The 25,141-nt window shown below is 42.0% G+C and carries 23 protein-coding genes; 15 read left to right on the top strand and 8 right to left on the bottom strand.

Annotated elements, in window-relative coordinates; all coding sequences use genetic code 11:
- Window positions 1-20: 20 nt before the first annotated feature.
- Window positions 21-2,525, top strand: a complete 2,505-nt coding sequence (locus tag C1E24_RS06500) for a PilZ domain-containing protein (RefSeq protein ID WP_138479875.1) — start codon at window positions 21-23, stop codon at window positions 2,523-2,525.
- Between the two features lie 28 nt (window positions 2,526-2,553).
- On the opposite strand, the gene ampE is transcribed toward C1E24_RS06500, so the two are convergent.
- Window positions 2,554-3,405 carry a beta-lactamase regulator AmpE gene (gene ampE, locus C1E24_RS06495; protein WP_138479873.1) on the bottom strand — a complete coding sequence of 284 codons (852 nt, stop codon included), beginning with the start codon at window positions 3,403-3,405 and terminating at the stop codon, window positions 2,554-2,556.
- Between the two features lie 7 nt (window positions 3,406-3,412).
- Window positions 3,413-3,949: a 1,6-anhydro-N-acetylmuramyl-L-alanine amidase AmpD gene (ampD, locus tag C1E24_RS06490; protein WP_240721957.1), complete on the bottom strand. Its 537-nt coding sequence runs from the start codon at window positions 3,947-3,949 to the stop codon at window positions 3,413-3,415.
- A gap of 161 nt (window positions 3,950-4,110) precedes the next feature.
- Between ampD and nadC the strand changes: the two genes are divergently transcribed.
- The 7 genes from nadC (at window position 4,111) to yacG (ending at window position 11,041) form a co-directional block, all read left to right on the top strand.
- Window positions 4,111-4,977: a carboxylating nicotinate-nucleotide diphosphorylase gene (gene nadC, locus C1E24_RS06485; RefSeq protein ID WP_138479872.1), complete on the top strand. Its 867-nt coding sequence runs from the start codon at window positions 4,111-4,113 to the stop codon at window positions 4,975-4,977.
- Between the two features lie 560 nt (window positions 4,978-5,537).
- Window positions 5,538-6,038 carry a pilin gene (locus C1E24_RS06480; protein WP_138479870.1) on the top strand — a complete coding sequence of 167 codons (501 nt, stop codon included), beginning with the start codon at window positions 5,538-5,540 and terminating at the stop codon, window positions 6,036-6,038.
- A gap of 51 nt (window positions 6,039-6,089) precedes the next feature.
- The gene (locus tag C1E24_RS06475) at window positions 6,090-7,325 is read left to right on the top strand and encodes a type II secretion system F family protein (protein WP_138479868.1); all 1,236 of its coding nucleotides are present in this window, start codon (window positions 6,090-6,092) and stop codon (window positions 7,323-7,325) included.
- A gap of 35 nt (window positions 7,326-7,360) precedes the next feature.
- The gene (locus C1E24_RS06470) at window positions 7,361-8,251 is read left to right on the top strand and encodes a prepilin peptidase (RefSeq protein WP_138479866.1); all 891 of its coding nucleotides are present in this window, start codon (window positions 7,361-7,363) and stop codon (window positions 8,249-8,251) included.
- Between the two features lie 27 nt (window positions 8,252-8,278).
- The gene (coaE, locus tag C1E24_RS06465; RefSeq protein WP_138479864.1) at window positions 8,279-8,887 is read left to right on the top strand and encodes a dephospho-CoA kinase; all 609 of its coding nucleotides are present in this window, start codon (window positions 8,279-8,281) and stop codon (window positions 8,885-8,887) included.
- A gap of 136 nt (window positions 8,888-9,023) precedes the next feature.
- Window positions 9,024-10,706: a type IV-A pilus assembly ATPase PilB gene (pilB, locus tag C1E24_RS06460; RefSeq protein WP_138479862.1), complete on the top strand. Its 1,683-nt coding sequence runs from the start codon at window positions 9,024-9,026 to the stop codon at window positions 10,704-10,706.
- A gap of 95 nt (window positions 10,707-10,801) precedes the next feature.
- Window positions 10,802-11,041: a DNA gyrase inhibitor YacG gene (gene yacG, locus C1E24_RS06455; protein WP_138479860.1), complete on the top strand. Its 240-nt coding sequence runs from the start codon at window positions 10,802-10,804 to the stop codon at window positions 11,039-11,041.
- Window positions 11,042-11,145: 104 nt separating this feature from the next.
- Here the strand turns inward: yacG and C1E24_RS06450 are convergent, their stop codons facing one another.
- Window positions 11,146-11,586, bottom strand: coding sequence for a Spy/CpxP family protein refolding chaperone (locus tag C1E24_RS06450; RefSeq protein ID WP_138479858.1), 441 nt, complete (start codon window positions 11,584-11,586; stop codon window positions 11,146-11,148).
- Between the two features lie 160 nt (window positions 11,587-11,746).
- Here C1E24_RS06450 and C1E24_RS06445 point away from each other — a divergent pair, with 160 nt between their 5' ends.
- From C1E24_RS06445 to C1E24_RS06435, 3 genes are read left to right on the top strand one after another with little or no spacing between them, the layout of a single operon-like run.
- Complete coding sequence (locus C1E24_RS06445) at window positions 11,747-12,430, top strand: response regulator transcription factor (RefSeq protein ID WP_138479856.1); 684 nt, start codon at window positions 11,747-11,749, stop codon at window positions 12,428-12,430.
- On the top strand, window positions 12,411-13,808 hold the full coding sequence (locus C1E24_RS06440) for an ATP-binding protein (RefSeq protein ID WP_171040808.1): 1,398 nt from the start codon (window positions 12,411-12,413) through the stop codon (window positions 13,806-13,808). The genes C1E24_RS06445 and C1E24_RS06440 overlap by 20 nt, the downstream gene beginning before the upstream one ends.
- A complete protein-coding gene (locus C1E24_RS06435; RefSeq protein WP_138479853.1) occupies window positions 13,805-14,770 on the top strand; it encodes an alpha/beta fold hydrolase in 966 nt (321 codons plus the stop codon). The genes C1E24_RS06440 and C1E24_RS06435 overlap by 4 nt, the downstream gene beginning before the upstream one ends.
- On the opposite strand, the gene C1E24_RS06430 is transcribed toward C1E24_RS06435, so the two are convergent.
- Window positions 14,722-15,621: a cation diffusion facilitator family transporter gene (locus tag C1E24_RS06430; RefSeq protein ID WP_138479851.1), complete on the bottom strand. Its 900-nt coding sequence runs from the start codon at window positions 15,619-15,621 to the stop codon at window positions 14,722-14,724. The genes C1E24_RS06435 and C1E24_RS06430 overlap by 49 nt on opposite strands.
- A gap of 102 nt (window positions 15,622-15,723) precedes the next feature.
- On the opposite strand from C1E24_RS06430, the gene trmL reads away from it, so the two are divergent.
- Entirely contained in the window at window positions 15,724-16,188 is a 465-nt protein-coding gene (gene trmL, locus C1E24_RS06425) for a tRNA (uridine(34)/cytosine(34)/5-carboxymethylaminomethyluridine(34)-2'-O)-methyltransferase TrmL (protein ID WP_138479849.1), read from the top strand.
- A gap of 88 nt (window positions 16,189-16,276) precedes the next feature.
- On the top strand, window positions 16,277-19,933 hold the full coding sequence (locus C1E24_RS06420; protein WP_138479847.1) for a bifunctional diguanylate cyclase/phosphodiesterase: 3,657 nt from the start codon (window positions 16,277-16,279) through the stop codon (window positions 19,931-19,933).
- A gap of 79 nt (window positions 19,934-20,012) precedes the next feature.
- Here C1E24_RS06420 and gpsA read toward each other — a convergent pair whose 3' ends face one another.
- The 4 genes from gpsA to C1E24_RS06400 are packed head-to-tail and all read right to left on the bottom strand — an operon-like array spanning window position 20,013 to window position 22,246.
- Window positions 20,013-21,020: an NAD(P)H-dependent glycerol-3-phosphate dehydrogenase gene (gene gpsA / locus C1E24_RS06415; RefSeq protein ID WP_138479845.1), complete on the bottom strand. Its 1,008-nt coding sequence runs from the start codon at window positions 21,018-21,020 to the stop codon at window positions 20,013-20,015.
- A 4-nt stretch (window positions 21,021-21,024) separates the two neighbouring features.
- Window positions 21,025-21,507 (bottom strand): protein-export chaperone SecB, encoded by a 483-nt coding sequence (gene secB, locus C1E24_RS06410; protein ID WP_138479843.1) that lies wholly within the window; start codon window positions 21,505-21,507, stop codon window positions 21,025-21,027.
- Window positions 21,508-21,543: 36 nt separating this feature from the next.
- Window positions 21,544-21,801, bottom strand: coding sequence for a glutaredoxin 3 (gene grxC / locus C1E24_RS06405; protein ID WP_058028845.1), 258 nt, complete (start codon window positions 21,799-21,801; stop codon window positions 21,544-21,546).
- A 13-nt stretch (window positions 21,802-21,814) separates the two neighbouring features.
- The gene (locus tag C1E24_RS06400; protein WP_138479841.1) at window positions 21,815-22,246 is read right to left on the bottom strand and encodes a rhodanese-like domain-containing protein; all 432 of its coding nucleotides are present in this window, start codon (window positions 22,244-22,246) and stop codon (window positions 21,815-21,817) included.
- Window positions 22,247-22,461: 215 nt separating this feature from the next.
- Between C1E24_RS06400 and gpmM the strand changes: the two genes are divergently transcribed.
- Window positions 22,462-24,006, top strand: coding sequence for a 2,3-bisphosphoglycerate-independent phosphoglycerate mutase (gene gpmM / locus C1E24_RS06395; RefSeq protein WP_138479840.1), 1,545 nt, complete (start codon window positions 22,462-22,464; stop codon window positions 24,004-24,006).
- Window positions 24,006-25,139: a murein hydrolase activator EnvC family protein gene (locus tag C1E24_RS06390; protein WP_138479838.1), complete on the top strand. Its 1,134-nt coding sequence runs from the start codon at window positions 24,006-24,008 to the stop codon at window positions 25,137-25,139. Before gpmM ends, C1E24_RS06390 begins: the two co-directional genes overlap by 1 nt.
- The last annotated feature ends 2 nt before the right edge of the window (window positions 25,140-25,141 follow it).

Here is a 25,141-nt window from a genome sequence, read left to right as displayed (position 1 = left end):
GGTAAGTAAAATGGTTTTATATGGCTGAAGATAAGCTGCAACAATATCAACCTTTGATAGAAGAACTCAAGCAACAGTTAGGCTCGCCTGGCTTTGATGGGCTCTTTGCGCAAAAAACAGCCCACCTGTCTAAGCCAGATCAGTTTTTGATCAAAATGGAGATGTCTCGCCTCTCCCAACCTATCGCACGGTTTATCGATTTACGCGGGCAGGTTTCTGGTGAAGTAAAACCTTATATTCATGATGGTAAGCAGCACTTTATGGACGACTTAGCCATCGCAGTGTTTGAGCAAGAAATTGCCAAGCATGGGCAATACACGCTGGCTGTCTATGAAGCTGTCATGAATACCGATAATAACTTTAGAGTCATGCAAAAACGCGCACAACAGCAAGCGCAAGATGATGCTGACACACCAGCACTCACACTCACTCATGGGGCAAAGTTAATCAAGTTTGCTTCTTATGAAAGCCGTATCGAAGAGCGAATGAATTATTCGATCAAGATCACGGTTGAAGTATCTAAGAAAAGTATTATTTCTGCTAATACGTCAGATATTTCATTAAGTGGTGCAAAGATCAAAGTACATTCGAAAGCCGCGTTTGAGAAAGGCCAATTACTGAGTATTCGACTAGTAGGGCTTGAACAAGATTTTGAGCTAGGTCTTAAAGGTGGTATTCAATATGAAGTCGTTGCTGTTGAGCCTGTAAATAATGAATATCAATTTGTGCGTTTAAAGCGTACCTTTGTTGAAAATAATCAAGGCTTTGATGAGTTCTTAAATAGTTTCATACACGGTAACAAGCGCCGATATAAAATTAATTTAGATAACACCATGGATGCGGTCGTGTGCAAAGGCTATGAACAATACTACTTGCCACGAGTCAGCTCACTGTTTGTTTTTCTCAGCAAGGTCAAAGACAAACTCACACTCCCTTCAATGGTGCTGACCAACGAAAACAATGCTTTCATTCATTATTACTTTGAAGATGAAAGAAAAAAATCGTGTTTGTATAGTATTTTTAATCAAAAGCGACTGGCCTATTTAAATAGCCTTCATAGCCCAGTAAAAGAAGCGGTTTTGTATACCTTTACTCACTCAAACGGCGGTAAAATTTACTATTATTCGGCCTTTGATTTCGAATTAAAGCAAGAGCCCAGTCTTAACCCGTTATTCTTTGGGTTTGGTGCACAAAAAGACAGCTGGCGCGCTTTTAAAGTACAGATCATGCCTAGCTACCATGAAGATGCTTTTATTCCGCTGTCACTGCCTGCTAGTGCCGGAAAGTCGCTCGAAAAACTGAATAAAAGGCCAACCCCTCGCGTTCAGGGCTTTATTCAAGACGTACAAAACTTGATGCTATTGACTGATATTACTGATCCGCGTCGCACCGCAGAATATAAAAAGCATCAATTTGATGCTGGGCAAGTCAATTTACTCAAACACTTTGGCCATGGTAAGTCATCCACTCCGCCAGCATTAGAAGTTGTAGCGCTAGAGTATGTAAACCTTCGCGCGCATAAACGCTATCTGTATAAAACAGGCACCATTTTTCATGTTGACAGTCAAACTGTAATTGAAGGTCATACACGTGATTTGTCTGTTATGGGCCTTCAAGTCGAGCTTAATTCGCCCACTGATTCACAAAAAGGTGATTTGGTTTATATCGACTTGCCTGAATTACAAAAAATCACCAAGAAACATGATTTAAAACACTTACGCTATCAAGTCATGGCGATAAGTAAATCAAAAACAATCATCAATTTAAAGGTACATAAAGTATCTGAAAATAAGCACCCTGCCATTGAGTTCTTTACGCAACTCATTGATAAAAATAAAAGCAAGCTGCAAGCCTGTGAGGAGACGCCAAAGATCCCAGGGTTATCGACAGCACTGCGTAATATGATCACTAAGAGTGTATGCCAGTTTCCTTTATACTTACATAAAGAGTCAGCACACTTTAACATTGGTGCTATAGGCCGTGGCCTATACTCTACCAAGCTGCACAAAGCTTTAGAGCACTTCAACCAAAGCGGTGATGAGCAAATAGAAATCGCGCCGGTTTTTCCTGCTAATTTTATTGAAGATGAACTTTCTGAAGCGCTACGTAAACAAACACGACAAGATAAACCGCTAAAATATACCCTATTTATGCGCTTAGACCCAGACAAGAAAACCTTAACTGACGCCGTTAAAAGCCAAATTTTGAGAGATGAAGACTCACTTGATAGCCTGTTTTTATTTATCAAAAAAGCGCTCAGAAAAGAGATCTTATTTGTATTCCAACTACAAGTATCAAAAACAGGCCGCCCAGATACCGACTATTTGGCGAATGAGCTCAAGTATGTAAGTCATTATGCACTTCACAAGGCAAAAGATTTAGAAGAGTCATTGTGGAATGTAGCAGGAGTCTGCGATCTTATCGATATTACCGATGAAGTGATCCCGACACTTGAAGTTGAAGATAACTTAATCGAAAAAATGACAGAAAAAAAGCGACTCTGGTTTGAGTCGCTTCCTATGTAATTATTACTCGCGGTCTGAGTAAGACGTTTTAAGCAACACCACCAAACAGCGTAAGCAATGCTATCAGTGCCAAATAAAACAAAATATTACGCTTAACCAAACGCATCATACAGGTGGCTTCGTAAGTACAGCCCGCGTATTGTTGCTCGATTTGCTCTGCGGCAAGCGCTGTGCTGGTCACGACTTTACGGTTTGGGGTTTTGAAATCTAACGCATATTTCAGCCAACAGCCTGTGCCCTTTGAAAAGTTACCAATGATCAGATAACCAAAACTGGTAATGCGCGCCGGTAACCAGTTCAACCAATAAAGCATGTCGGCTAATACGCTACTGCGTGCAGTAAGAATACTCTCTTCACTTTGCTGGGCATGGTCGAATAAGCTACGCGTCACAGCGTACATCACTGCTCCCGGCGCACCGAACACAACAAACCAAAAAATTACCGCACAGTAATGTCTAAAGTTGACCCAAGCTAGCGTTTGACCAACCCATTCACCGCCTTGTTGATCTTCAGTACGGTGTTGGCCTAACTGAAGTGCATATAACGTTGCGCCTTCACTGTCACCTCGCGTAAGCGCATTTAAATAGCCCTTATACAAAGCGCGCGGTTTAGCACAGCCAAAACAGACAAGTAATAACAGCGCATTTAATGCCAACTCAAAAAGGAAGAAGTCGGCAAAGTCCATCACAAAATACACACCTAAAGCAGGTAATAAAACCCATAGCGCAAATGCAAATGGCGATTTTAATAATGAATTATTCTGCAATAACGACTGACTCATATTGAGATAGCCGTTACTGTAATGATCAATCTGCCAATGTGCATCTCGGGCACCTAGCCGCTCAATGGCCAGCGCTAAAATTATTGAGATCAAAATCATAATTTACTCATTCACTTAACAACTTAAAAAATTTCTGCCAATCAAAAGCTTCTCCAGGATCTGTCTTTCGACCTGGTGCAATATCACAATGCCCAACGATATGACTTGATATAATATCTGGGTATAGCTGCATGATATAACGGGTACAGGCTACCAGAGCAATGTATTGTGCGTCGGTATAAGGCGTTGTATCTGTGCCTTCTAATTCAATGCCAATGCTAAAGTCATTACACCTTTGTCGACCTTTAAACTCCGACACACCTGCATGCCATGCTCGCTTATTAAATGGCACATATTGCAACACTTGCCCATCTCGTCTAATAAAGCAGTGTGCTGACACTTTTAGCCCTTCTAAATCGGTAAAGCTAGGATGTGCTGCGCAATCTATATTACCAGTAAATAGCGCATCTACATGTTCAGTACCAAATACCCCCGCGGGCAAAGAAATATTATGAACCACCAGCAAGTTCACATCTTGCTCATTCGGTCTCTCATCAAAAAAAGTACAAGGCCTTTGCGTCACCCTAAAGCTTGAATGTGGCAAGCAAAACTCTGTGTGTTTCACGGTTAAAACCATTTGCTTCAATAATAAGCTAACCTTAACAAGCTTTATGAAATTTCACTAGCGCGATTGTCTTAAACTCTTGGAAGCAGTAAAATTTAATTCTCGCAAAATGCAATTAGACAACATAAGTGACGCTTAGTATGCAAAACCAACTTCTTACGCCTGCTCTTATTAGTGAATTAGTCACACAAGCTTTAAATGAAGACCTTAACTTTCAATCGGCTGCCGATGGTGATATCACAGCGCAGTTAATACCTGAAGCGCAGCAAGCCAACGCTTATGTGATCACCCGTGAAGACTGTGTATTCTGTGGTAAAGACCTAATTTTAGAGGTATTTAAACAGGTTGATGCGAGCGTTGAAGTTGAAGTGCTCGTCAATGATGGTGATTTTGTTGCAGCGAATAGCCAACTCTTTACCGCTAAAGGCTCAGCCCGTGCCATTTTAACCGCAGAGCGTACTGCCCTGAACTTTGTACAAACGCTTTCAGGCACCGCAACAACCACAGCTCATTATGTAAAAGCACTGACTAACAGTAATACTCAACTCCTTGATACACGTAAAACTGTACCGGGTCTTCGTGCATTACAAAAATATGCCGTGGCTTGTGGTGGCGGTAAAAACCACCGCATTGGATTATTCGATGCGTTCTTAATTAAAGAAAACCACATTGCAGCCTGTGGCGGTATTGCAGCCGCAGTTAAACAAGCCAAATTGAATCACCCAGCTAAACCAGTTGAAGTCGAAGTTGAAAATCTAGACGAGCTACAGCAAGCCATTGAAGCTGGTAGCGACATCATCATGCTAGATAACTTTAGCGTGCCACAAATTCAACAAGCAGTAGAAGTGACAGCACAGCGCGCTAAACTTGAAGTGTCGGGTAATATGACCATAGAAATCTTAGCAGAATACGCGCAAGCGGGTGTCGACTACATTTCAAGTGGTGCACTGACTAAAAATGTACAGAGTATTGACCTATCAATGCGCTTCAATAACACGCAAGTGTAATTGCCTGTAATCTATGATAAGTGCATAAATGTTGACAATTGATTTTAAAGAGAATTTAATGAGCGGGTTTTTATATGCTGGTAACAAATTATTAATTTTTTCCTTGAGATATAAATTAATATAGAACATTGCCAGTATTAAATAATTAGCTCCAGCTCTTAAAATAAGAATTAATTCTTATTTACTCTTGTTAATATCAAGTTTAACAATTAGAGTAGCAAATAATTAAGTTTGTCGTTTATTTAAATACAAAATTGCCGATAACCTAATATTGGTAATTTTAATTAAATAAAAAATCAAAACTTTAATTGAGATGGTGGTAATGCGTTAAGCCATAATTAAAAGGTGATACGTACGCTAACAACCCATGTATGGCGAATTGTTTAAGATATATTTTCAGGCAATCAACAGCCATCATAGTGGTAGCCCCATTAAATGAGTTAGCACTATAAATTTGCAATACAATGGGTGTAAACTTTACCTGTTGGTACAAACTTTATAACTATTTAATAACCTAGCTTACCACGGTGAGTTAGCATTTTTCCTTTAGGAGACACATCATGACGCAAAATCAAAAGGGTTTTACCCTAATCGAATTAATGATTGTAGTTGCAATCATCGGTATTCTAGCTGCAATCGCATTACCGGCTTATCAAGATTACGCTGTACGCGCTAAAGTAAGCGAAGTAATTCTTGCTTCAAGCTCATGTAAAGCAACAGTTACTGAAACTTCTCAGACTGGTTTAAGTGCAGCTCCTACTGCTGCAAACGCAATGAGCAAATTCGGTTGTGAATCAAAAGCTTCGCAGTATGTAGCTTCTGTTGCTGTATCTGAGGCTGGTGTTGTTACTGTTACAGCTCAGAATATCTCAGCACTAGGCACAGCTAACAAGCTTACATTCACTCCATATACTAATGCAGCTAAAACAAACGCAATGACAGCTGCTGGTTTTGATGGTTCTGACGCTGATAATCCAATCACACCTATCGTAGGTTGGACATGCTCTTCAACAGGAGCAACAGGTATCGAAGCTAAGTACCTACCAGCTGATTGCCGATAATATTATTGGCTAAACTCAAAGGGCTGTTTACACAGCCCTTTTTGGTTATTTATGAAAAAAGACAAAAACACTGCAGACAAACTCGACACCTTCGTTTGGACTGGTTTAAGCGCCCGAGGTAAAAAGCTCGAAGGCGAAATGACCGGCACCAGTATTGCCCTTGTTAAAGCTCAGCTTCGTAAACAAGGCATTACCCCTTCTAAAGTAAAACGCAAGCCTAAGCCCTTATTTGGCATTGGTGCCGGTGGTCAAAAGATTACAGCCAAAGACATTGCCATTTTCACTCGACAAATTGCTACCATGTTGACTGCGGGCGTACCGCTTATTCAGTCTTTAGAAATGATTGCATCTGGGGCAAAGAATAAAAGTTTAAGTAAACTCATTGGCGGCATTGCCGATGAAGTTAAAGCAGGTCAGCCGTTGGCAAAATCACTCCGTGCTTACCCACGCTATTTTGATGAGCTCTATTGCGATCTCATTCACTCAGGGGAGCAGTCAGGTGCCCTTGATAAAATTTTTGACCGTGTTGCCGTTTATAAAGAAAAAGCCGAAGCGCTAAAGTCAAAAATTAAAAAAGCCATGTTCTACCCTATTGCGGTAGTTGTGGTCGCACTGATTGTGACTTCTATTCTTCTCATTTTCGTAGTGCCGCAGTTCCAAGATATCTTTAATGGATTTGGGGCTGAACTCCCTGCATTTACCCTATTTGTCATAGGCATCTCCGAGTTTATGCAAGAAGCATGGTGGCTCATCGTTTTAATCATTGGCATCACTTTTTACTCTTATAAAGAAGCTTTGATCCGCTCATCTGCCGTGCGCCATTTCAATGACCGCTTGGTATTACAATTACCCGTTGTCGGTATGATCTTACACAAGGCTGCTGTAGCACGTTATGCTCGTACACTTTCGACCACATTTGCTGCGGGTGTGCCGCTGGTTGACGCCCTCGACTCTGCAGCAGGAGCATCAGGCAATGTCATCTATAAAAATGCCATTACCGAAATCAAAGCCGAGGTTAGTTCAGGTAACCAAATGAACTGGGCGATGCGCAATTCAAAACTCTTTCCAGATATGGTGGTACAGATGGTCTCTATCGGTGAAGAGTCGGGCTCACTCGATGGCATGTTAGAGAAAGTAGCCAATATTTATGAACAAGAAGTCGACGATGCCGTTGATGGCCTATCAAGCCTACTAGAGCCGTTAATCATGAGTGTGCTTGCTGTGCTTGTTGGTGGCCTTATTATTGCCATGTATTTGCCTATCTTCCAACTGGGCTCTGTGGTTTAAGCCCTGTTTTCTACCTTTTAGAAAGTGACGTTTTAATGCAAGAAGTAGTTTATTTAATGCAAAGCCAGCAGTGGTTTTTTCTATTGACCGTTGGTTTAGTGAGTTTGTGTATCGGCAGCTTTTTAAATGTGGTGATTTACCGTCTGCCAATTATGATGCAACGTGAGTGGCAGCAAGAGTGCCGTATTTCACTGGCCGATGAACTGTCAAACTCAAGTAAAAAAGCTAAATTAAGCAACGACACTTTCAACCTGATTAAACCTAACTCGACTTGCCCACACTGCAAAACCCCAATTAAAGCCTGGCATAATATTCCCTTGTTGGGCTGGCTGATATTAAATGGCAAATGCGCCAGTTGCGCAGCAAAAATCTCAATTCGTTATCCACTAGTAGAGTTAGGTACTGTCCTTGCCTCTCTTTGGATTGCATTGCAGTTTGGCGCAACTGAACTTGGCTTGCTTTATATTTTTATCACCTGGGTTCTCGTAGCGCTTATTTTTATCGATATCGATCACATGTTATTACCCGACCAACTCACGCTGCCTTTAGTTTGGCTAGCGTTAATTGCTAGTGTTTTGGGCTATACCCTTCCACCCAGCGAAGCCATTGTCGGTGCTGCGGTAGGCTACTTAAGTTTATGGACGGTGTTTTGGGCATTTAAGTTACTCACAGGCAAAGAAGGCATGGGGTATGGTGATTTTAAGCTGTTAGCTATTTTTGGCGCACTATTAGGTTGGCAGGCCATTTTGACCATAGTTTTACTCTCAAGCGTTGTGGGCGCCATCATTGGCAGCATTCAATTAGCTGTGCAAGGTAAAGAGCACAGTACGCCTATTCCATTTGGGCCGTATTTGGCCATAGCGGGTTGGCTAGCAATGCTGTATGGCACCGAGATTCAAACTTGGTACTTTTCTCTTTTAGGCTAATTCAGCCCGTTTTTCAGGTAAACAAGTATGAGTAACTGGATTTTAGGACTCACAGGAGGCATAGGCGCAGGTAAAACGCTCGTGTCTAATCACCTTGCTTCTCTGGGTATTGAAATTGTTGATGCCGATGTCATTGCCCGAGATGTCGTAGCAATTGGCAGCGATGGGCTAAACGCCATCAAGCAGCACTTTGGTAGCGCTATTTTGTTAGACGATGGTTCACTCAACCGAGCTAAGCTGCGTGACATTATTTTTGCCGATTCAGAACAAAAAAACTGGTTGAATAATTTGCTACACCCACTTATCCGTCAAAATATTACAGAGCAGCTAAACAACGCCAAAAGTCCTTACGTGGTGTTAAGTGCCCCCCTACTTTACGAAAACAAACTTGATGCGCTCTGCAACCACACTTTACTGGTGGATGTGCCTGTCGAGGTGCAACTGACACGCACAGCAAACAGAGATTCAGTCAGCACTGAGCAAGTAAAGAACATTATTGCTGCACAAATGTCTCGCGAAGATAAGCGACAAAAGGCCGATTCAATTCTTGATAACCATCGTGACATTGATTCAGTGCTTGCTGACGTTGAAGCTCTACATCACGCTTTTTTACAACACGCTGAAATAAGTAAATAGCTTAATTGGTCTTTATTATTCGGCAGCTCGTACTGAGCATTCATTAAGCACTAATGTAATACTTTGAGTTAGGTCTATTTTTTGCTTTGATATTTTTTGCTAAGCTAAACTAAGTTCAAGTCGTCATAGAGGCATTATGGAACATCACTCTCCCCTTTTACGGAAATTTATTACACTCGGTCGTGTAACCGCAGAGCAATTAAAGTTAAAGCAGGCTGAAGCTCAATCAACGGCAGAGCTTATCTGTTTATGTAGTGGGATGACAGGTCAAGAGCTGGCAGAACAATGCCTAGATCTCTTTAGAATACCAATGTTTGACCTTAGTGATTTTGATGTTGAACAGCTACCAAAAGAGCTTATTAAAGAAAAGCTGATCCGCCAACACCATTTACTGCCTTTAGTCAAAAAAGGCCGCAAGCTGTATATCGCCACCTCTGACCCCACTGATTACGGTGCATTTGAAAACTTCGAATTTAGCACCGGTTTACAATGTGAAGTGGTGGTAGTTGATTACAAGCAGTTAGAGCAAAAAATAGATCAACTATTCGATGCCAATGGCGGCCTATCCATGAGTGAGGATGACTTTAAAGAATTCTCAGGCATGGATGTTGAAGACACTCAACAGCAGCAAGATACCAACGATGAAAAAGACAAAGATGATGCCCCTATCATTGTCTACATCAATAAGATTTTAATGGATGCCATTAAAAAAGGCGCGTCAGATTTACACTTTGAGCCATACGAACATAAATACCGTATTCGCTTTCGTATCGATGGCATGTTACATGAAATGGCAAGCCCACCAACCAGTTTATCAACGCGTTTGTCAGCCCGTATCAAGGTTATGTCTCGCTTGGACATCGCCGAAAAGCGTAAACCACAAGATGGTCGTATTAAATTAAAGATCTCAGATCGTAAAAGTATCGATTTTCGTGTCAGTACCCTGCCCACTTTATGGGGTGAGAAAATCGTAATGCGTATTCTTGACTCATCAAGCGCCATGTTAGGCATTGATGTGCTGGGTTACGAGCCTGAGCAAAAGGCACTCTACATGGATGCGCTGGCGCAGCCACAAGGCATGATCTTAGTAACTGGCCCAACAGGTTCTGGTAAAACAGTATCACTTTATACGGGTTTAAATATTCTTAATAAACCAGAGCGCAATATCAGTACTGCGGAAGATCCGGTTGAAATTAATCTTGAAGGGATCAACCAAGTTCAGATCAATCCAAAAGCAGAGATGACTTTTGCCAATGCGCTTAAAGCCTTTTTACGTCAAGATCCCGATGTGGTGATGGTTGGTGAGATCCGTGACTTAGAAACCGCTGAAATCTCTATTAAGGCTGCTCAAACTGGTCACTTGGTAATGAGTACGCTACACACCAACTCAGCACCTGAAACCTTAACCCGTCTATTAAATATGGGTGTACCCGCTTATAACGTAGCAAGCTCTATTAGCTTGATCATCGCACAGCGTCTAGCGCGTCGTTTATGCCCTAAATGTAAAACACCTGAAACCTTGCCTGAAGAAGAGCTCAATCGCCAAGGTTTTGTCAAAGCGGGGATCAACGACATAACACTATACAAAGCCAATGGCTGTGATCACTGTACCGAAGGCTACAAAGGCCGTGTCGGTGTGTATGAAGTAGTGAAGATCACGCCTGAAATCGCACAAGTTATTATGGAAGGTGGTAACTCGATTCAAATCGCTGAAATGGCGGCAAAGGCAGGGTTTGCTAATTTACGTATTTCAGGTCTGAAAAAAGCCGCAGCAGGCGTCACTTCTCTTGCAGAAATAAATCGAGTAACCAGTTACTAAATTAAAGGTACTTTAGCCTAGCCGTTAGTATCTAGGTAGCAAAGCGCATTGCTTTTAATTACACTGTGGCCAAACCAAATCAACAGAGAATGATGATGGCCACAGTTGTAAAATGCCCGACTTGCCAAGCAGATGTCGTATGGGGCGAGCAAAGCCCACACCGCCCTTTTTGTTCAAAGCGTTGTCAGTTAATTGATTTAGGCGAATGGTCTGAAGAAAATAACAAGATATCCAGCAAGATATCTGCAAACGAAGAACTCGATGAGCAAGCTAAACAAAATATGATTGAAGACATTGAAGCCATGCTGGCTAAAAACGATGACTTCTTTCAATAATCTCTTTCTATAACTCGAAAATAAGTTTGAAAGAATGTGAAAAAGGCGACTACCTTATATTGATAGTCGCCTTTTTTATGTTGAAGAGGTTTTGCAAATGCCTGTTAGTCGTGGTGACGACGCTGCTTGTTTTTACGCTTTTCTCGCATCTCGGTTAATTTTTCTCTTTGCTCTACCGTCAGTAGCTGCCAAATCTGATGACGACTCTTTAGGTGCGCTAACATTTTTTCTGAACGCTCAGCTTTTATGTCTGACATCAGGGCTTTTGCTTTATCTTCATCAAAGCTTTCAGCTTCGACTAAAGCACGAAATGCTTCACGATTTTCTTTACGTTCAAGCTTTCTGTCTTTTTTATCCGCTTTTAACTCTGTAATAATCGACTTGATTTGTGCTTGCTGATCGGCCGTCAAATCCAATGCTGCCACTGCACGCTTAGAAAGTAAAAAGTCTCCGCGGTGCTCTGAATGACCTTTAGCGTTGGCCGCCAGCGACACTAAAATGCTGCCAGATAAAACGATGGCGCTTAATAAAGTTGATAATTTCATAATAAATTCTCTCTCGGGTTAGCTCTGATTGACTTGTTTCTAAGCTTAATCGCTGCAATGCAAAGTAACGCAAGCGAACGTAAAGAGTGTGTAAAGTTCTGCAATACAATGTGATTATCAGTACACTAGAGTTAAGAAGTACAATGCTGTCAGGTGCCTCATGAGCCAATTATTACTAATAGAAGACGATATTGAATTAAGTAATTTACTTTGCGAATACCTGCAAAGTCAGAATCATACTGTCAGCCAAGCGTTTGATGGAGGATCGGGTTTAGCAATGGCTAAAGCAGATAACTTCGACGTCATTTTACTTGATATCATGCTGCCTAAACTCGACGGCTTCGAAGTGCTCAAGCAGTTACGCCAGACTCACCTGACTCCCGTGATCATGTTGACCGCCAAAGGCGATGATTTTGATCGCATATTTGGACTTGAGTTAGGTGCCGATGATTACATTTCCAAGCCTTTCAATCACAGAGAATTATTGGCTCGTATTAATGCCATTACCCGCCGAGTCGAGTTTGTAAAACAAGCTGAAATCGCTGAGATCATCGAACACAACCGTGTTGCTCTGAACATGGCTGCGCGAACCGTGCACGTCAACAAAGCACAACTGACACTCACTGGCACCGAGTTTGCTGTGTTGCAACTACTTATGGCTCAAGTCGGTAAAGTCGTTACCAAAGAAACAATTAGCCAAGAAGTGCTGGGCCGTCGGTTAGCACCATTTGATCGCTCTATTGACATGCATGTCAGTAACTTACGAAAAAAAATCGCGCAATATAGCGATGCGAATTGTATTCAGACCATGCGAGGCAGCGGTTATGTCTTTTTGGCTCAGTAAAAATAACTTTAAACAAGCGCTTAGTAGTCGGCTATTCTATAAAGCATTCGCTGGATTTTGGCTGACCATAGTTTGTATCTTTTTATTATTGGTTTTATTCACCCGCCTGCAAGGCGAGCTGTTAGATAATGACCCGCTTCATGACAGACAGTTAGACAGCCTTAATCATTTGAAGCGTAATATTGTCAGGCTGGTTGAAGGTCATAATAAAACGTTACAACAAGCCGTAGACCACCCGCGTTTATCTCGCCACAGTATGATTTTATTGGTCCATGACAATATCGATAAAACCATTGCGACCGGAAATAACGACCGTAATTTAAATTTATCGGTATTAAATGACCTTGGCGATGAAAACGTGCCGAGCCAAATTAGAACTGAGCGCTATGCCGCTTACGGACCTGTTGATATATCACTTAACCAAGAAGCATACCGCTTATATCAAATTAAGCCTCTGCGCAGACCTATGCTTTTCCATTCCATCCGTATGCTACCTGCATGGATGAAATTACTCGCAGTATTTATTCCTTCTGTGATTTTGAGCATCTTCTTAACCATTTATTTAATTACACCATTAAATACGCTCAGTCGAAGTGCAAGACGCCTTGCACAAGGCGAACTTAATGTACGTGCTCCATCTGAGTCCCAACGCAAAGATGAAGTCGGTCAGCTTATTCATGACTTTAACTTTATGGCCGATAAACTCACTCACAGCATACAAGCACATAAACAGTTACTGGCCGATGTCTCCCATGAATTGCGCACGCCGCTGACGCGCTTAAACCTGGCCAATGCCATGGCACAAGATACCGCCAATGACGCCACACACAGCTATTTAGCCCGGATAGAAAAAGAGTCTCAATGTTTAGATAAAATGCTCGCTGATGTACTGACCTTGTCACGCTTAGAATATGCTGATCATCAACTTAACATTGAGCCAATCCCACTCTCTAGCTTGCTACAAGAATTACTTCAAAATGCCAAATTTGAAGCGCACCAACACAATAAGACTCTGTCGAACAATGCAATCCCCAATCTAGAACTAAATTGTGATGCTGCCTTGTTGACATCTGCAATTGAAAATATCACCAGAAACGCCATCAAATATGCCGACTCTTCTATTGAATTCGACATCAAGCAGCAAGCAGATAATCTGATCATTCGCATTAAGGATGACGGTCAAGGTGTTGATGATGCGGCATTGACTGAACTTGGTAATGCGTTTTACCGCACCGATAGTGCTCGAGCTCGACAATCTGGTGGGATTGGTTTAGGTTTAGCCATTGCTAAGCGGGCACTGTTCACCCACCAAGGTGATATTCACTTTGCTAACCACCAGCCACATGGGTTAACGGTCACAATTACATTACCACTATGACGTTTTACAGCTATTCAGATCAACTTAACGACAATATCAATACCATAGAGCAGCATTGGCAGTCGGGTACACATAGCCAATTTGCCGGTAAAAATGGCAATTTGTTTTACACCATTCATCAGCCTGAACACATCGATTATGCGGTGGTGCTGATTTCTGGGCGCATTGAAGCTAGTCATAAATATAGAGAGTTAATCTGGGAGCTCAATCAGAACAATATTGCCGTGTACTGCTGTGACCATATTGGCCAAGGGCAATCTGCGCGTCTCACAGCCGATCAACAGCTAGGATATATTGAGCAATTTGAAGACTTTGCTGACGACTTACACCTTTTCATTGAAAGCATCGTAAAACCTCAAATTAACTGCGATTACTTTTTATTAGCGCACTCTATGGGCGGTGCGATTTGCTGTGATTATATGGCGAGATATCCGGTGAACGCACAAGGTGCCTTTATTTGTGCGCCTATGCTTGGCATTAATACCGCTCCTTTTCCAAGTAAAGTGGCTCTTTGGGTAGCGCGCTCAGCATGCCGTCTAGGTTTTTCACAGCGTTATGCGTTTGGTCAAGCAAGTTATGCAGAAAAGCCCTTCTCTGAAAACGAGTTAACCAATAGCGCTGAAAGATATACGCATTTTAGAGCGTTATATGCACATCAAGCCCATCTTCAATTAGGCGGAGTAAGCTTTGCGTGGTTACAAGCGGCACTCAATTGGACTTTTTTATTGCCTGAACTTTTAAACCCAGTACCAATCCATATTGCACTTGCAGAGCAAGACAGTATTGTTGATAACCTAGCAACAAAAAAGTGGGCGCAACAACAAAAAAACATCGGTATTTCTGAATTTCCAATGGCGAAACACGAGCTGCTAAATGAAATTGATTCTATTCGTCACCCACTGATGCAGCAGTTTTATGGGTTTTGTGATTCACACCGCTCATTTAAGGCAACCGGATCTTGATGCACCATAATATCGATGTGCTCGCCAAATACCGCGCGAATTTTTTCGCAAACTTCAGCTGAAATCGCATGTGCTTGCTGTAAGCTTAGCTGCTTGTCGAGTTCAATATGAAATTGCACAAATTTTTGTTTGCCACTTTGCCGCGTTCTTAAATCATGCACCCCTTGTACATCAGGATGCTTTGAAATAATAGAAATCAGACGAACTTTTTCTTCGTCTGAGATTTCTTTATCCATTAGATGATTGGCACTTTCTTTGGCTATTTCCCAGCAGTTAAATAACAGATAGAACGCCACCCCAATGGCAAACACGGAATCTGCAAATAAATAACCTATTGATGCTAAGTAAATACCTACTAGCACAGCAGCATTGAGCAGTAGGTCTCCTTTGTAGTGCAGTGAATCTGCTTTTACAGCGATAGACTCAGTATGCTTCACCACATATTGCTGAACCGCAACGACCAATAATGTGCAAAGTATTGCGAAACCACTGACCCAAACGCCCAACATGGAGTGAGGTAAAGGAACGGGGTTGATCAGACGCTCAATACCATGAAATGCCAAAAAGCATGCAGAACCGGAAATAAACGCGGCTTGACCTAACCCTGCCAAGGCCTCTGCTTTTCCATGCCCAAAGCGATGGTCGTCATCAGCAGGTCTGAGCGCGTAGCTTAAAACCAAAAAGCTCATCATTGATGCCGAAATATCTAACAAGGAGTCTGTAAGCGAGCCCAGCATAGCCGCGCTACCAGATGCTAACCAAGCCCAAGCCTTTGCCGCTATCATGATACTTACGACTACCATAGTAAATAGACTTGAAAAACGTACTAGCACATCGTACTGACGCGTCATAAACTCACTCCTTAATTGGTTCTCATTAGGTATAGACACCTAAATGACTTATTGCTCAGTATACTTTTCGGTATACTTAGCTCAATAACTTTAGAGGTGATTATGTTAGATATTGTTTTATACCAACCTGAGATCCCACCAAATACGGGAAATATCATTCGTTTATGTGCTAATACCGGCTACACATTACACTTAATAGAGCCACTAGGCTTTGAGTGGGATGATAAGCGTATTCGTCGTGCAGGTCTTGATTATCATGAATTCAGTGAAGTAAAACGTCATCCTTCCTTTGAAAGTTATTTAGAAACTGAGCAACCTAAACGCGTATTTGCTTGCACCACAAAAGGCAGCACGTATCATCATGAGCCAGAATACCAAGCCGGTGATTGTTTAATGTTTGGGCCTGAAACGCGCGGGTTACCCGAAGACATCATCTTTTCTCTGCCCGCAGAGCAAAGAGTGCGTATTCCGATGAAGCCTGACAGTCGCAGTATGAACCTATCAAATGCGGTATCAGTATTCGTTTACGAGTCATGGCGTCAACTCGGCTTTCCAAACTCAAAATAGTTAGCCGTTTTTTAACATTTTACTCGCACAGCGATGAATAATTCACTAATATTAAATATTAAAAGGACTGAGGAGGATATTAAATATTATGAAGTTATGGCATTCATTGCTGTTGTGTCTCGTAATATTGTGCAACTCAGTTTTTGCATCGCAGCGCACTACCCAAGCCATAGCAAGTCAGGCCAATAATCAGCATTGGTTTTTATATGCTGATGATCTTATTAAATTCGACGGCCATAACGAGTTTAATGCTCAGCAACTCACTCATGACCTCACAGCACCATTTTTAAGTATTTTAAGTCAAGCGCCTTTTCTTTGGGTAGGTCATCAAAATGGCCTAACTAAGATCAATACAGTGACAGGTGAAACACGCACCTGGTTACAAACCCCAGTCACAAAAATCAGCCAAACAAACAATGGCATCATTTTTCAAAGCAATGAACGCCTTTATCAGCTGGTGAATACGACATTATCGGTTTTGCCTATCGATTTAAAACAGCAACTCTGGCAGACCTCGCCAAAAGGCGTGGTCTATGTCTCTGAAGACAACGCCCTTATGCGTTGGGACATGATGAGTGGCAAGCAACACTTCGCAACCTTGCCATTTGACGCTGATACATTATTACTGCATCAAGATAAAGTCATCTTAAAATCTTTGACTGGCGAGATTTTCCTGTTTGATAAAACTTTACAAACTCAGCCTCTTTTTTCAGCTGACAACCTCGTCGTTTTTGATTCTAAACTAGTGAGTTTTAAAGGTAGTTTTATTAACAGCTACAACTTAAATACTCAGACCCAGTATCAATACCAAGTTAATAACTTACCGATTGATGATTTAAAAGTGTCAAACCAGTCAATCTGGCTTTCTCAACTGGGTCAATGGCGCAAATTTCAACCTACTCAATTAAACTTACAAACTGACATTGAAAATTCTGAAGAGTTGAAGCTTTACCAAATAGGCATGCGGGCTTTTCAGCAATTTGCGAAAAGTCAGCCTGTAAATGCTGTACGTTATATTGATGGTGGTCGCTGGGCGGTCGCAACAGAACAGCAAATTTTTATTTTTAGCGGGGAGAAAGGGAGTTTCACTCCTTTTATTGATAAGCAAAATACACAAGCGCTCTATTTCACCCATGATGGCAATTTGTGGGTCAGAGACAACAGTGGTTTAAGCCAATTTGATATAGGCAGTAAAACGCTGTTACACCGCTATGATATTGAAAGTATCCATAGCATCACACAGTTATCAGATAATCAATTTATCGCTTCGACAACCAATGCATTATGGTTGCTTGAACAAGGCTCTGCACAAAAGTTGTCATTACCTTTTAAAAGCCTGACATTCCATGATGTGCTCTACACTGAGTATAATAATACACTCCTGCTTAGTACCGAATCGGGCTTGTTTGCGCTGACTTTGGTCAATAAACAAATAACAGGCTTCATCCAGCGCAATCAATTTGCCGGTAAATATTTAGCCCACGCAGAAGAAGGGATTTGGCAATTTGATAAACAAGGGATCGCGCATTATAAAAATCGCGTCACCAAACGCTTGATCGCACCATTTCAAGCACAACGCCAAGTGCTGAGTTTTAGACAAAAGCTAATGCTATTGAATGACAGTTTCTCTCTTATCGCTGAGCAAGCGCATGTTCAATCTCCAACACTTGCGCTGTCGCATGTACGCTACCATTACCGAGATAAAATCACTGAGTCATTTTCACCAAAATTACCGCTTACCATAGAAGCGGATGTAAAGCGTTTTAGTTTATGGTTTAACACCTGCGAAACCTGCCAGCTAAGCTATCGTTTATCTGAAGATGCACCATGGCGATTACTTGAAAACAATAAGCTCACCCTGACTCCCACTGAAATGTCGGCATTAGAAGTGGTTGCGTCTAGTCAAAGTATGTCGAAAACGTTGACGGTGACAGCCTCAAAACCAAAGCAAGTTTGGTGGCACTGGGTGTTAGCCCTAGTCATGAGCGCTGGCTGTGTTTACTGGTTGCTAAACAAGCAGCTACGTACTTCTAAATCAAAACTGACTGAGCATTTCAGCGACATGCTCATGACCCATTCAAAAGATGCGATTTGGCTTGCCGACGAACACTTTAATGTACTCAAAGTGAACCAGGCATATAGTGATATTACAGGTTACTCTGCTGATGCATTAGTAGGTCATAAACCAAAAATTTATACCGAACAAGGCAGAGACCGCAGACTTGAGCAACATATCGTTGCAGAGAGCCAGTTAAACGATTATTGGACTGGCGAAATCTGGACGCTTGGCGCCAATCATCAAAAACTTGCGCTCGATGTAACAGTGACTAAGTTGACCCATGAAGATCACCCTTCAGAGGTATTTTATCTCGGTGTACTGACAAACATTTCAGAGCGTAAAGCCAATGAAAAAGCGTTACTGAACTTATCAACGCGAGATTCAATAACCGGACTTGCCAATCGTACGCTTTTTATTGAATCACTGAACCAAGCCATCGCGAGCTGTAATAAGGCGTTTCCATCCTTATTACTGGTGTTGATCGATATCGATCACTTCAGAAAAATCAACGACCTCATGGGTCATGAAAGCGGTGATGCACTGCTAAAAGAAGTCGCTAATCGTTTATCCCAACACCTTGATAAAGGCTTTACTCTGGCACGTGTCAGTAGTGATGAATTTGCAGTACTGATACCGCCTTACCTGTTCTCTGGTATGACGATTTTCTTTGCTAAAAAACTCGCTGATGACATTTTAAAATGTATTAATCATCCCTTTACGCATCAAGGCGTAGAGACCTCAGTCAGCGCTTCTTGTGGTTTAGCTATCTATCCTGACGATGCAATTGATAGTGAGCATCTGATCCGCTGTGCAGACTCTGCATTAGATCATGCAAAACACAAAGGTAATAACAGTTACCAGTTTTTTGATAAACAGCGTCATCAGTTAGACCCCACTATCTTATCCCGAGAATCTGCCCTATTAAGGGCCATAGACGATAAGCAGTTTAAACTTTTTTATCAGCCTAAATATCAAGCTGAAAGTAGAAAACTCGTTGGGTTTGAAGGACTCGTTAGGTGGCAGCAGGACGATGGCAGCATAGAAAGCCCTGCTAATTTTATTCCTTTTGCTGAGGAATGTAGCGCGATTATTCCTATGACGAATTACTTATTGGATGTTGCTTGTAAGCAAATTAGTCATTGGCGCATGATGGGGCTATCTGGTAATCATGTGGCGATCAATATTTCAGCTAAGCATTTTGAAAGTGATTTCTTAGTCGACACTGTCCGTGAATGCCTGCTAAGGCATCATATTCCAGCCCATTGTCTAGAACTTGAGATCACTGAAAGCGCGATGATGACCGACCCTGAGCAAGCCCTTAAAATTATGCATCGCCTTAAAGCGCTGGGCGTGACGATTGCACTTGATGACTTTGGGACTGGCCATTCATCACTTGGCTATTTAAAACGCTTTCCGATTGATATTCTCAAAATTGATCGCTCGTTTATCATGGATATTGAGCAATCAGATCAAGATAGAAATATCACCGCCACCATCATTCGCTTGGCCAAATACCTCAACATTAATGTAGTCGCTGAAGGGGTCGAGAATGAAAGACAAGCTTATTTATTAAACGTTATGGGCTGTGGCATTTTACAGGGCTATTATTTTTCTAAACCACTTCCTGCTGATAAAGCAACTCAGTTGTTAGAAAGTGAGCTCGAAGAAACCGCAACACTGAACTAGCCTTCATAACTCGTTAAACTGATAACGCATAAAAAACGGCGCAATTAAGCGCCGTTTTTTGTTATTACTTCTTTGAGTGTTACTCAGACTTTTGCTCTCTACCTAACAGCGCCATGGCTGCCTCTTTTACATCTTTATTTTCATAAAGTACTTGGTAGATTTGCTCACAGATTGGCATTTCAATACCGCTGCGTTGAGCCAATAAATACACTTCTTTGGTATTACGGTAACCTTCAACAACCTGACCAATGCTCTCCATGGCTTCGTCAACACCTAACCCCTTTCCAAGGGCCAGACCAAAGCGACGGTTGCGAGATTGATTATCTGTACAGGTCAGGATCAAGTCCCCCAAACCTGCCATACCCATAAAGGTTTCAGATTTGGCACCCAGTGCGCAGCCTAAACGACAAAGCTCGGCAAGACCACGTGTAATTAATGCTGTACGTGTGTTTGCGCCAAAGCCAAAGCCATCTGACATACCGGCACCAATGGCGATAACATTTTTTACCGCGCCACCTAATTGAATACCAATGAAGTCATCATTGCTGTAGACACGAAATGAACGACCACAGTGCAGTAATTTAGCTAAATCACTGGCAAACTCAGTTTCAGTTGCAGATACCGAAATAGCAGTAGGTAAACCTGCCGCCATTTCTTTGGCAAACGTCGGGCCAGATAATACAGCCAAAGGCACGGCTTCTCCGAGCTTTTCAACGGCAACTTCTTGCAGTAAGCGCCCAGTATTAGGTTCTAACCCTTTCGTCGCCCACACCACTTTAGCACCCGCATTGAGCTTAGGCTGAATTTGCTCTAATGTTTTTGCAAAAGCATGGCTTGGCACAACCACTAAGATGATCTGACTAGCCTTAACTGCTTTTGCTAAATCACTCTCAAGCTTTAAAGTTTCAGGGAAAGTAATATCGGGAAGATAACGTTGATTCTTACGCTCAGTTGCTAGCGTCTCAACATCATCGGCGTTTCGACCCCATAAGGTTACTGCATGTCCATTTCGGGCAAAACTAATAGCAAGGGCGGTGCCATAAGACCCCGCCCCTAGTACAGATACAACTGATTGTTCTGTTTTCATATAATTATGCGTCAGCTGGCTGCTCTGCTTGTGCTGCACGTTGCTGCATGTACTGAGCAAATAGCGCATCAAAGTTTACAGGCGCTAGGTTAAGTTGTGGGAAAGTACCCTTATTCACTAAACCTGCTACTGCTTCACGTGCATATGGGAAAAGAATGTTCGGGCAGAATGCACCTAGCATGTGTGCCATTTGTAACTCTTCAAGTTCAGCGATTTGGAAAATACCCGCTTGCTGAATTTCGCATAGGAATGCAGTTTCTTCACCGATAGAAGCGGTTACAGTCAGTGCTAGTACAACTTCAAAGATACCTTCGTCTAACTTGTTAGAACGTGTATCCATGTCTAATTTAACTTCAGGCGTCCACTCTTTTTGGAAAATAGCAGGAGAGTTAGGCGTTTCAAAAGATACGTCTTTTGTGTAAATACGCTGAATTGTGAATTGTGGGCCTTCCTGCGGAGCTGCAGCTTGATTTGCTTGTTCTGTCATGAGTGTTCCTAAAACTTGTATTTCTTAATGTAATTATTATGCGTTCAATAGGGTATCTAGTTTACCCTGCGCTTCGATTGCCATCATATCATCGCAACCGCCAATATGCGTGTTATTGATAAAGATCTGTGGAACTGTCGTGCCACCATTTGCTTTTTCAATCATTTCGTCGCGTAATTCAGGCTGAGCAGCAATATCATACTCAGTGTATGTTACACCTTTACTGTCTAATAATGCCTTTGCTCTATGGCAAAACGGGCAGTAATCTTTAGTATAAATAACAACGTTGCTCATAAAATCCTCTTGATTATTTACCAGTTGCTACAGGCAGGTTAGCATTTTGCCATGCGCCCATACCACCGTTTAGTACATAAACATGCTCGAAACCCGCTTTTGATATGTTGTTTGCGATACCATTTGCTGTCATGCCTGTTGTGCATACCAATATAATGGGCTTAGATTTAAACTTTTCAAGGCCTGCAAAGTCACTTTGTTTGGCTTTTTCAGCGCTCAGTTGAACAGCCCCCGCAATACGGCCTGCGTTAAACTCTTTTGCCGGACGAATATCAACGACTTGACCATCTTCTTTATTAACCAACAGTGTCAGTTGCTGTGGGTTAATTTGACGAATTGCAGAAAATTTGCTTTTAAACCAGCTCATTACAATCATCGCAACAAGGGCTAACCAAATAATGCTTAGTACCGCATTATTGCCGATAAATTCAATATATTGTTCCATGAAAATTCCAACTACTTTAGATCTAATGATTTAGATCTTGTCTTAATGCTCAATGACTCGGCAGTATACCGTTTGCAATTGTTTGGGTATACCCTTTTGTAAATACAGCCCTTGCAAGATTGCTAGATGAAGATTATTCCTTTTCAAAGGGCTGAATATTCATACAAAACACGGTATGCTACGCGCAGAGTTCGTGCCTTAGTTTAGGAGCCCAAATGACTGCACAGAAAAAACCACTTGTTCTAATGATTTTAGATGGTTGGGGATACAGAGAAGAAAGCGAAAGCAACGCAATTTTAGCTGCAAACACGCCCGTTTTAGATAACTTATGGGCCACCCGCCCTCGTACACTCATTTCAGGTTCAGGTTTAGATGTGGGTCTACCAGATGGACAGATGGGTAACTCTGAAGTCGGTCACGTAAATTTAGGTGCTGGCCGTATTGTTTATCAAGACTTTACCCGCATTACTAAATCAATCGACGATGGCGAATTTGAACACAATCCAGTGTTAGTAGAAAACATCGATAAAGCCGTTAATGCTGGTAAAGCTGTACACTTAATGGGTCTATTAAGCCCAGGTGGTGTGCACAGTCATGAAGATCACATTATTGCGGCTATTAAACTTGCAGCAAAGCGTGGTGCAAAAGACGTTTACTTCCATGCCTTCTTAGATGGTCGTGATACGCCACCTCGCAGTGCACAAGCTTCAATCGAAAAAATCGAAGCACTATTTGCAGAATTAAACTGCGGCCGTCTTGCTTCAATTGTGGGCCGTTATTATGCAATGGACCGTGATAACCGCTGGGAGCGTGTAGAATCAGCTTACAACCTAATGGTGTGTGCTGAAGGTCAATATACTTACAGCAATGGCGTTGAAGCGTTGTTAGCCGCTTACGACCGTAATGAAAACGACGAGTTTGTTGCAGCATCACTGGTTCAGCCTGATGCAGCGCCTGCTTCAACCATTAATGATGGTGACACGATTATTTTCATGAACTTCCGTGCTGACCGTGCCCGTCAAATGACACGTGCGTTTGTCGATGCTGATTTTGCAGGGTTCGAAAAGAAACAAGCACCTGAATTAAGCGCCTTTGTGATGATGACTGAGTATGCTGCAGATATTAACGCACCAATCGCCTTCGCACCTGAAAAACTGCATAACGTGCTTGGTGAGTGGTTAGCAAAACACGATAAAACACAACTACGTATTTCTGAAACAGAAAAATACGCACATGTGACCTTCTTCTTCAGTGGTGGTCGTGAAGAGTTATTTGCTGGTGAAAAGCGTGAGCTGATCCCTTCTCCACAAGTTGCCACTTATGACCTTCAACCAGAGATGAATTCAACGATGTTGACTGACAAGCTGGTTGAAGCAATTGAAAGCGGTGAACACGATGTGATCATCTGTAACTATCCGAATGGCGACATGGTTGGTCACTCTGGCGTATTTGAAGCGGCAGTAAAAGCCTGTGAAGCCGTTGATGCATGTATTGGTCGTGTTGTTGAAGTGTTAGAAAAAGTCGGTGGTGAAGCACTGATCACAGCTGATCACGGTAACGCTGAACAAATGACCAATGCAAAAACGGGTCAAGCTCATACAGCTCACACTAGCGAGCCGGTACCATTTATTTATGTAGGTCGTGATGCACAACCTCAGGCAGGTAAAACATTAAGTGATGTGGCGCCAACTATGCTACACCTACTTGGTATGGAACAACCTGCAGAAATGACAGGTTCACCTATTATGACCATTAAGTAATGCGCACAAGCTTACGCATTATTTTCGGCATAACGACTATGTTGGTATTGGCTTTTGCCAATGCCAACGAGTCTCGTACTAAGCAAGATTTAGACGCAGTACAAAAAGAACTAGAGAAAAGCCAAAAAAGCTATCAACAGCAAAGCGAAAGATTCAATAAACTGCAACGCAAATTACGTGACTTCGAGTTACAAATTGCACAGCACGCTAAAGCACTGTCATTGACCGAGCAAGGGATCAATGAAAATCGCCAGCAACAATACACCCTCGAAAGTGAAAACAAGCACTTAAAACAACAAAAAAGTAAGCTACAAAGACTACTCGCAGGACAATTAAAAAGCGCCTACATGACTGGCAGTCATGACTATTCAAAAATGTTACTAAATCAAGAACATAGCGCAACGCTTGAGCGTACTTTAAGTTATTACGATTACTTCAATAAAGCCCGTATCACACAAATTGAAGCGTTAAAGAAAGTCATAGAACAACTAGCTGAAAACCAACAATCGCTTGAACAGAAACAACAGCAACTCAATGATTTATTTACGCAACAAACAGAGCGTTTAGCCGCACTTAAAGCCACCAAAGAACAGCGCCAAAACAGCCTTTCACAACTTAATAGCGCTCTAAAACAAACTCAAAGTGCGATTGCCTACTTAAAAGAGAATGAGCAAACCTTAATCACCACGCTCTCGCAATTAAATGAACAGCAAAGCGAGTCATTGGTGCCTGTTGAATTAACTGGGTTACGCAGTAAAAAAGGTAAATTGCCTTGGCCGAGTAAAGGCCGCTTAAAACACCGCTTTGGCCAACGTAAACATGCTGGCATGAATTGGAAAGGTGTATTTATTGCTGCAAAAACAGGAGATAACGTTAAAGCCGTGCAGCAAGGCCAAGTGGTTTTTGCCGATTGGCTCAATGGTTTCGGGTGGGTCATTGTCATCGATCATGGTCTTGGCTATATGAGTTTATATGGTCACGCACAAACGCTTTTAAAAGATGTCGGTGATCAAGTTCGTAACGGTGAAAGTATTGCATTAGTAGGTCAGAGCGGCGGACAAGCTGATCCTGGTCTATACTTTGAGTTACGGCATAAAGGAAGCGCTGTCGATCCAGTAAAGTGGTGCAAATAAGT

The sequence above is a fragment of the Pseudoalteromonas phenolica genome, assembly GCF_005876835.1.
GTDB classification, from domain to species: Bacteria; Pseudomonadota; Gammaproteobacteria; order Enterobacterales; family Alteromonadaceae; genus Pseudoalteromonas; species Pseudoalteromonas phenolica_B.
Note: the sequence above shows the minus strand (reverse complement) of the source record. Positions and strands in the feature narration are given on the sequence as shown.

Excerpts from the sequence above, each read along its gene's own strand:
- C1E24_RS06500 (WP_138479875.1), top strand. The coding sequence starts at position 21 with ATGGCTGAAGATAAGCTGCAACAATATCAACCTTTGATAGAAGAACTC.
- ampE (WP_138479873.1), bottom strand. The coding sequence starts at position 3,405 with ATGATTTTGATCTCAATAATTTTAGCGCTGGCCATTGAGCGGCTAGGT.
- nadC (WP_138479872.1), top strand. The coding sequence starts at position 4,111 with ATGCAAAACCAACTTCTTACGCCTGCTCTTATTAGTGAATTAGTCACA.
- C1E24_RS06480 (WP_138479870.1), top strand. The coding sequence starts at position 5,538 with ATGACGCAAAATCAAAAGGGTTTTACCCTAATCGAATTAATGATTGTA.
- C1E24_RS06475 (WP_138479868.1), top strand. The coding sequence starts at position 6,090 with ATGAAAAAAGACAAAAACACTGCAGACAAACTCGACACCTTCGTTTGG.
- C1E24_RS06470 (WP_138479866.1), top strand. The coding sequence starts at position 7,361 with ATGCAAGAAGTAGTTTATTTAATGCAAAGCCAGCAGTGGTTTTTTCTA.
- coaE (WP_138479864.1), top strand. The coding sequence starts at position 8,279 with ATGAGTAACTGGATTTTAGGACTCACAGGAGGCATAGGCGCAGGTAAA.
- pilB (WP_138479862.1), top strand. The coding sequence starts at position 9,024 with ATGGAACATCACTCTCCCCTTTTACGGAAATTTATTACACTCGGTCGT.
- yacG (WP_138479860.1), top strand. The coding sequence starts at position 10,802 with ATGGCCACAGTTGTAAAATGCCCGACTTGCCAAGCAGATGTCGTATGG.
- C1E24_RS06450 (WP_138479858.1), bottom strand. The coding sequence starts at position 11,586 with ATGAAATTATCAACTTTATTAAGCGCCATCGTTTTATCTGGCAGCATT.
- C1E24_RS06445 (WP_138479856.1), top strand. The coding sequence starts at position 11,747 with ATGAGCCAATTATTACTAATAGAAGACGATATTGAATTAAGTAATTTA.
- C1E24_RS06440 (WP_171040808.1), top strand. The coding sequence starts at position 12,411 with ATGTCTTTTTGGCTCAGTAAAAATAACTTTAAACAAGCGCTTAGTAGT.
- C1E24_RS06435 (WP_138479853.1), top strand. The coding sequence starts at position 13,805 with ATGACGTTTTACAGCTATTCAGATCAACTTAACGACAATATCAATACC.
- C1E24_RS06430 (WP_138479851.1), bottom strand. The coding sequence starts at position 15,621 with ATGACGCGTCAGTACGATGTGCTAGTACGTTTTTCAAGTCTATTTACT.
- trmL (WP_138479849.1), top strand. The coding sequence starts at position 15,724 with ATGTTAGATATTGTTTTATACCAACCTGAGATCCCACCAAATACGGGA.
- C1E24_RS06420 (WP_138479847.1), top strand. The coding sequence starts at position 16,277 with ATGAAGTTATGGCATTCATTGCTGTTGTGTCTCGTAATATTGTGCAAC.
- gpsA (WP_138479845.1), bottom strand. The coding sequence starts at position 21,020 with ATGAAAACAGAACAATCAGTTGTATCTGTACTAGGGGCGGGGTCTTAT.
- secB (WP_138479843.1), bottom strand. The coding sequence starts at position 21,507 with ATGACAGAACAAGCAAATCAAGCTGCAGCTCCGCAGGAAGGCCCACAA.
- grxC (WP_058028845.1), bottom strand. The coding sequence starts at position 21,801 with ATGAGCAACGTTGTTATTTATACTAAAGATTACTGCCCGTTTTGCCAT.
- C1E24_RS06400 (WP_138479841.1), bottom strand. The coding sequence starts at position 22,246 with ATGGAACAATATATTGAATTTATCGGCAATAATGCGGTACTAAGCATT.
- gpmM (WP_138479840.1), top strand. The coding sequence starts at position 22,462 with ATGACTGCACAGAAAAAACCACTTGTTCTAATGATTTTAGATGGTTGG.
- C1E24_RS06390 (WP_138479838.1), top strand. The coding sequence starts at position 24,006 with ATGCGCACAAGCTTACGCATTATTTTCGGCATAACGACTATGTTGGTA.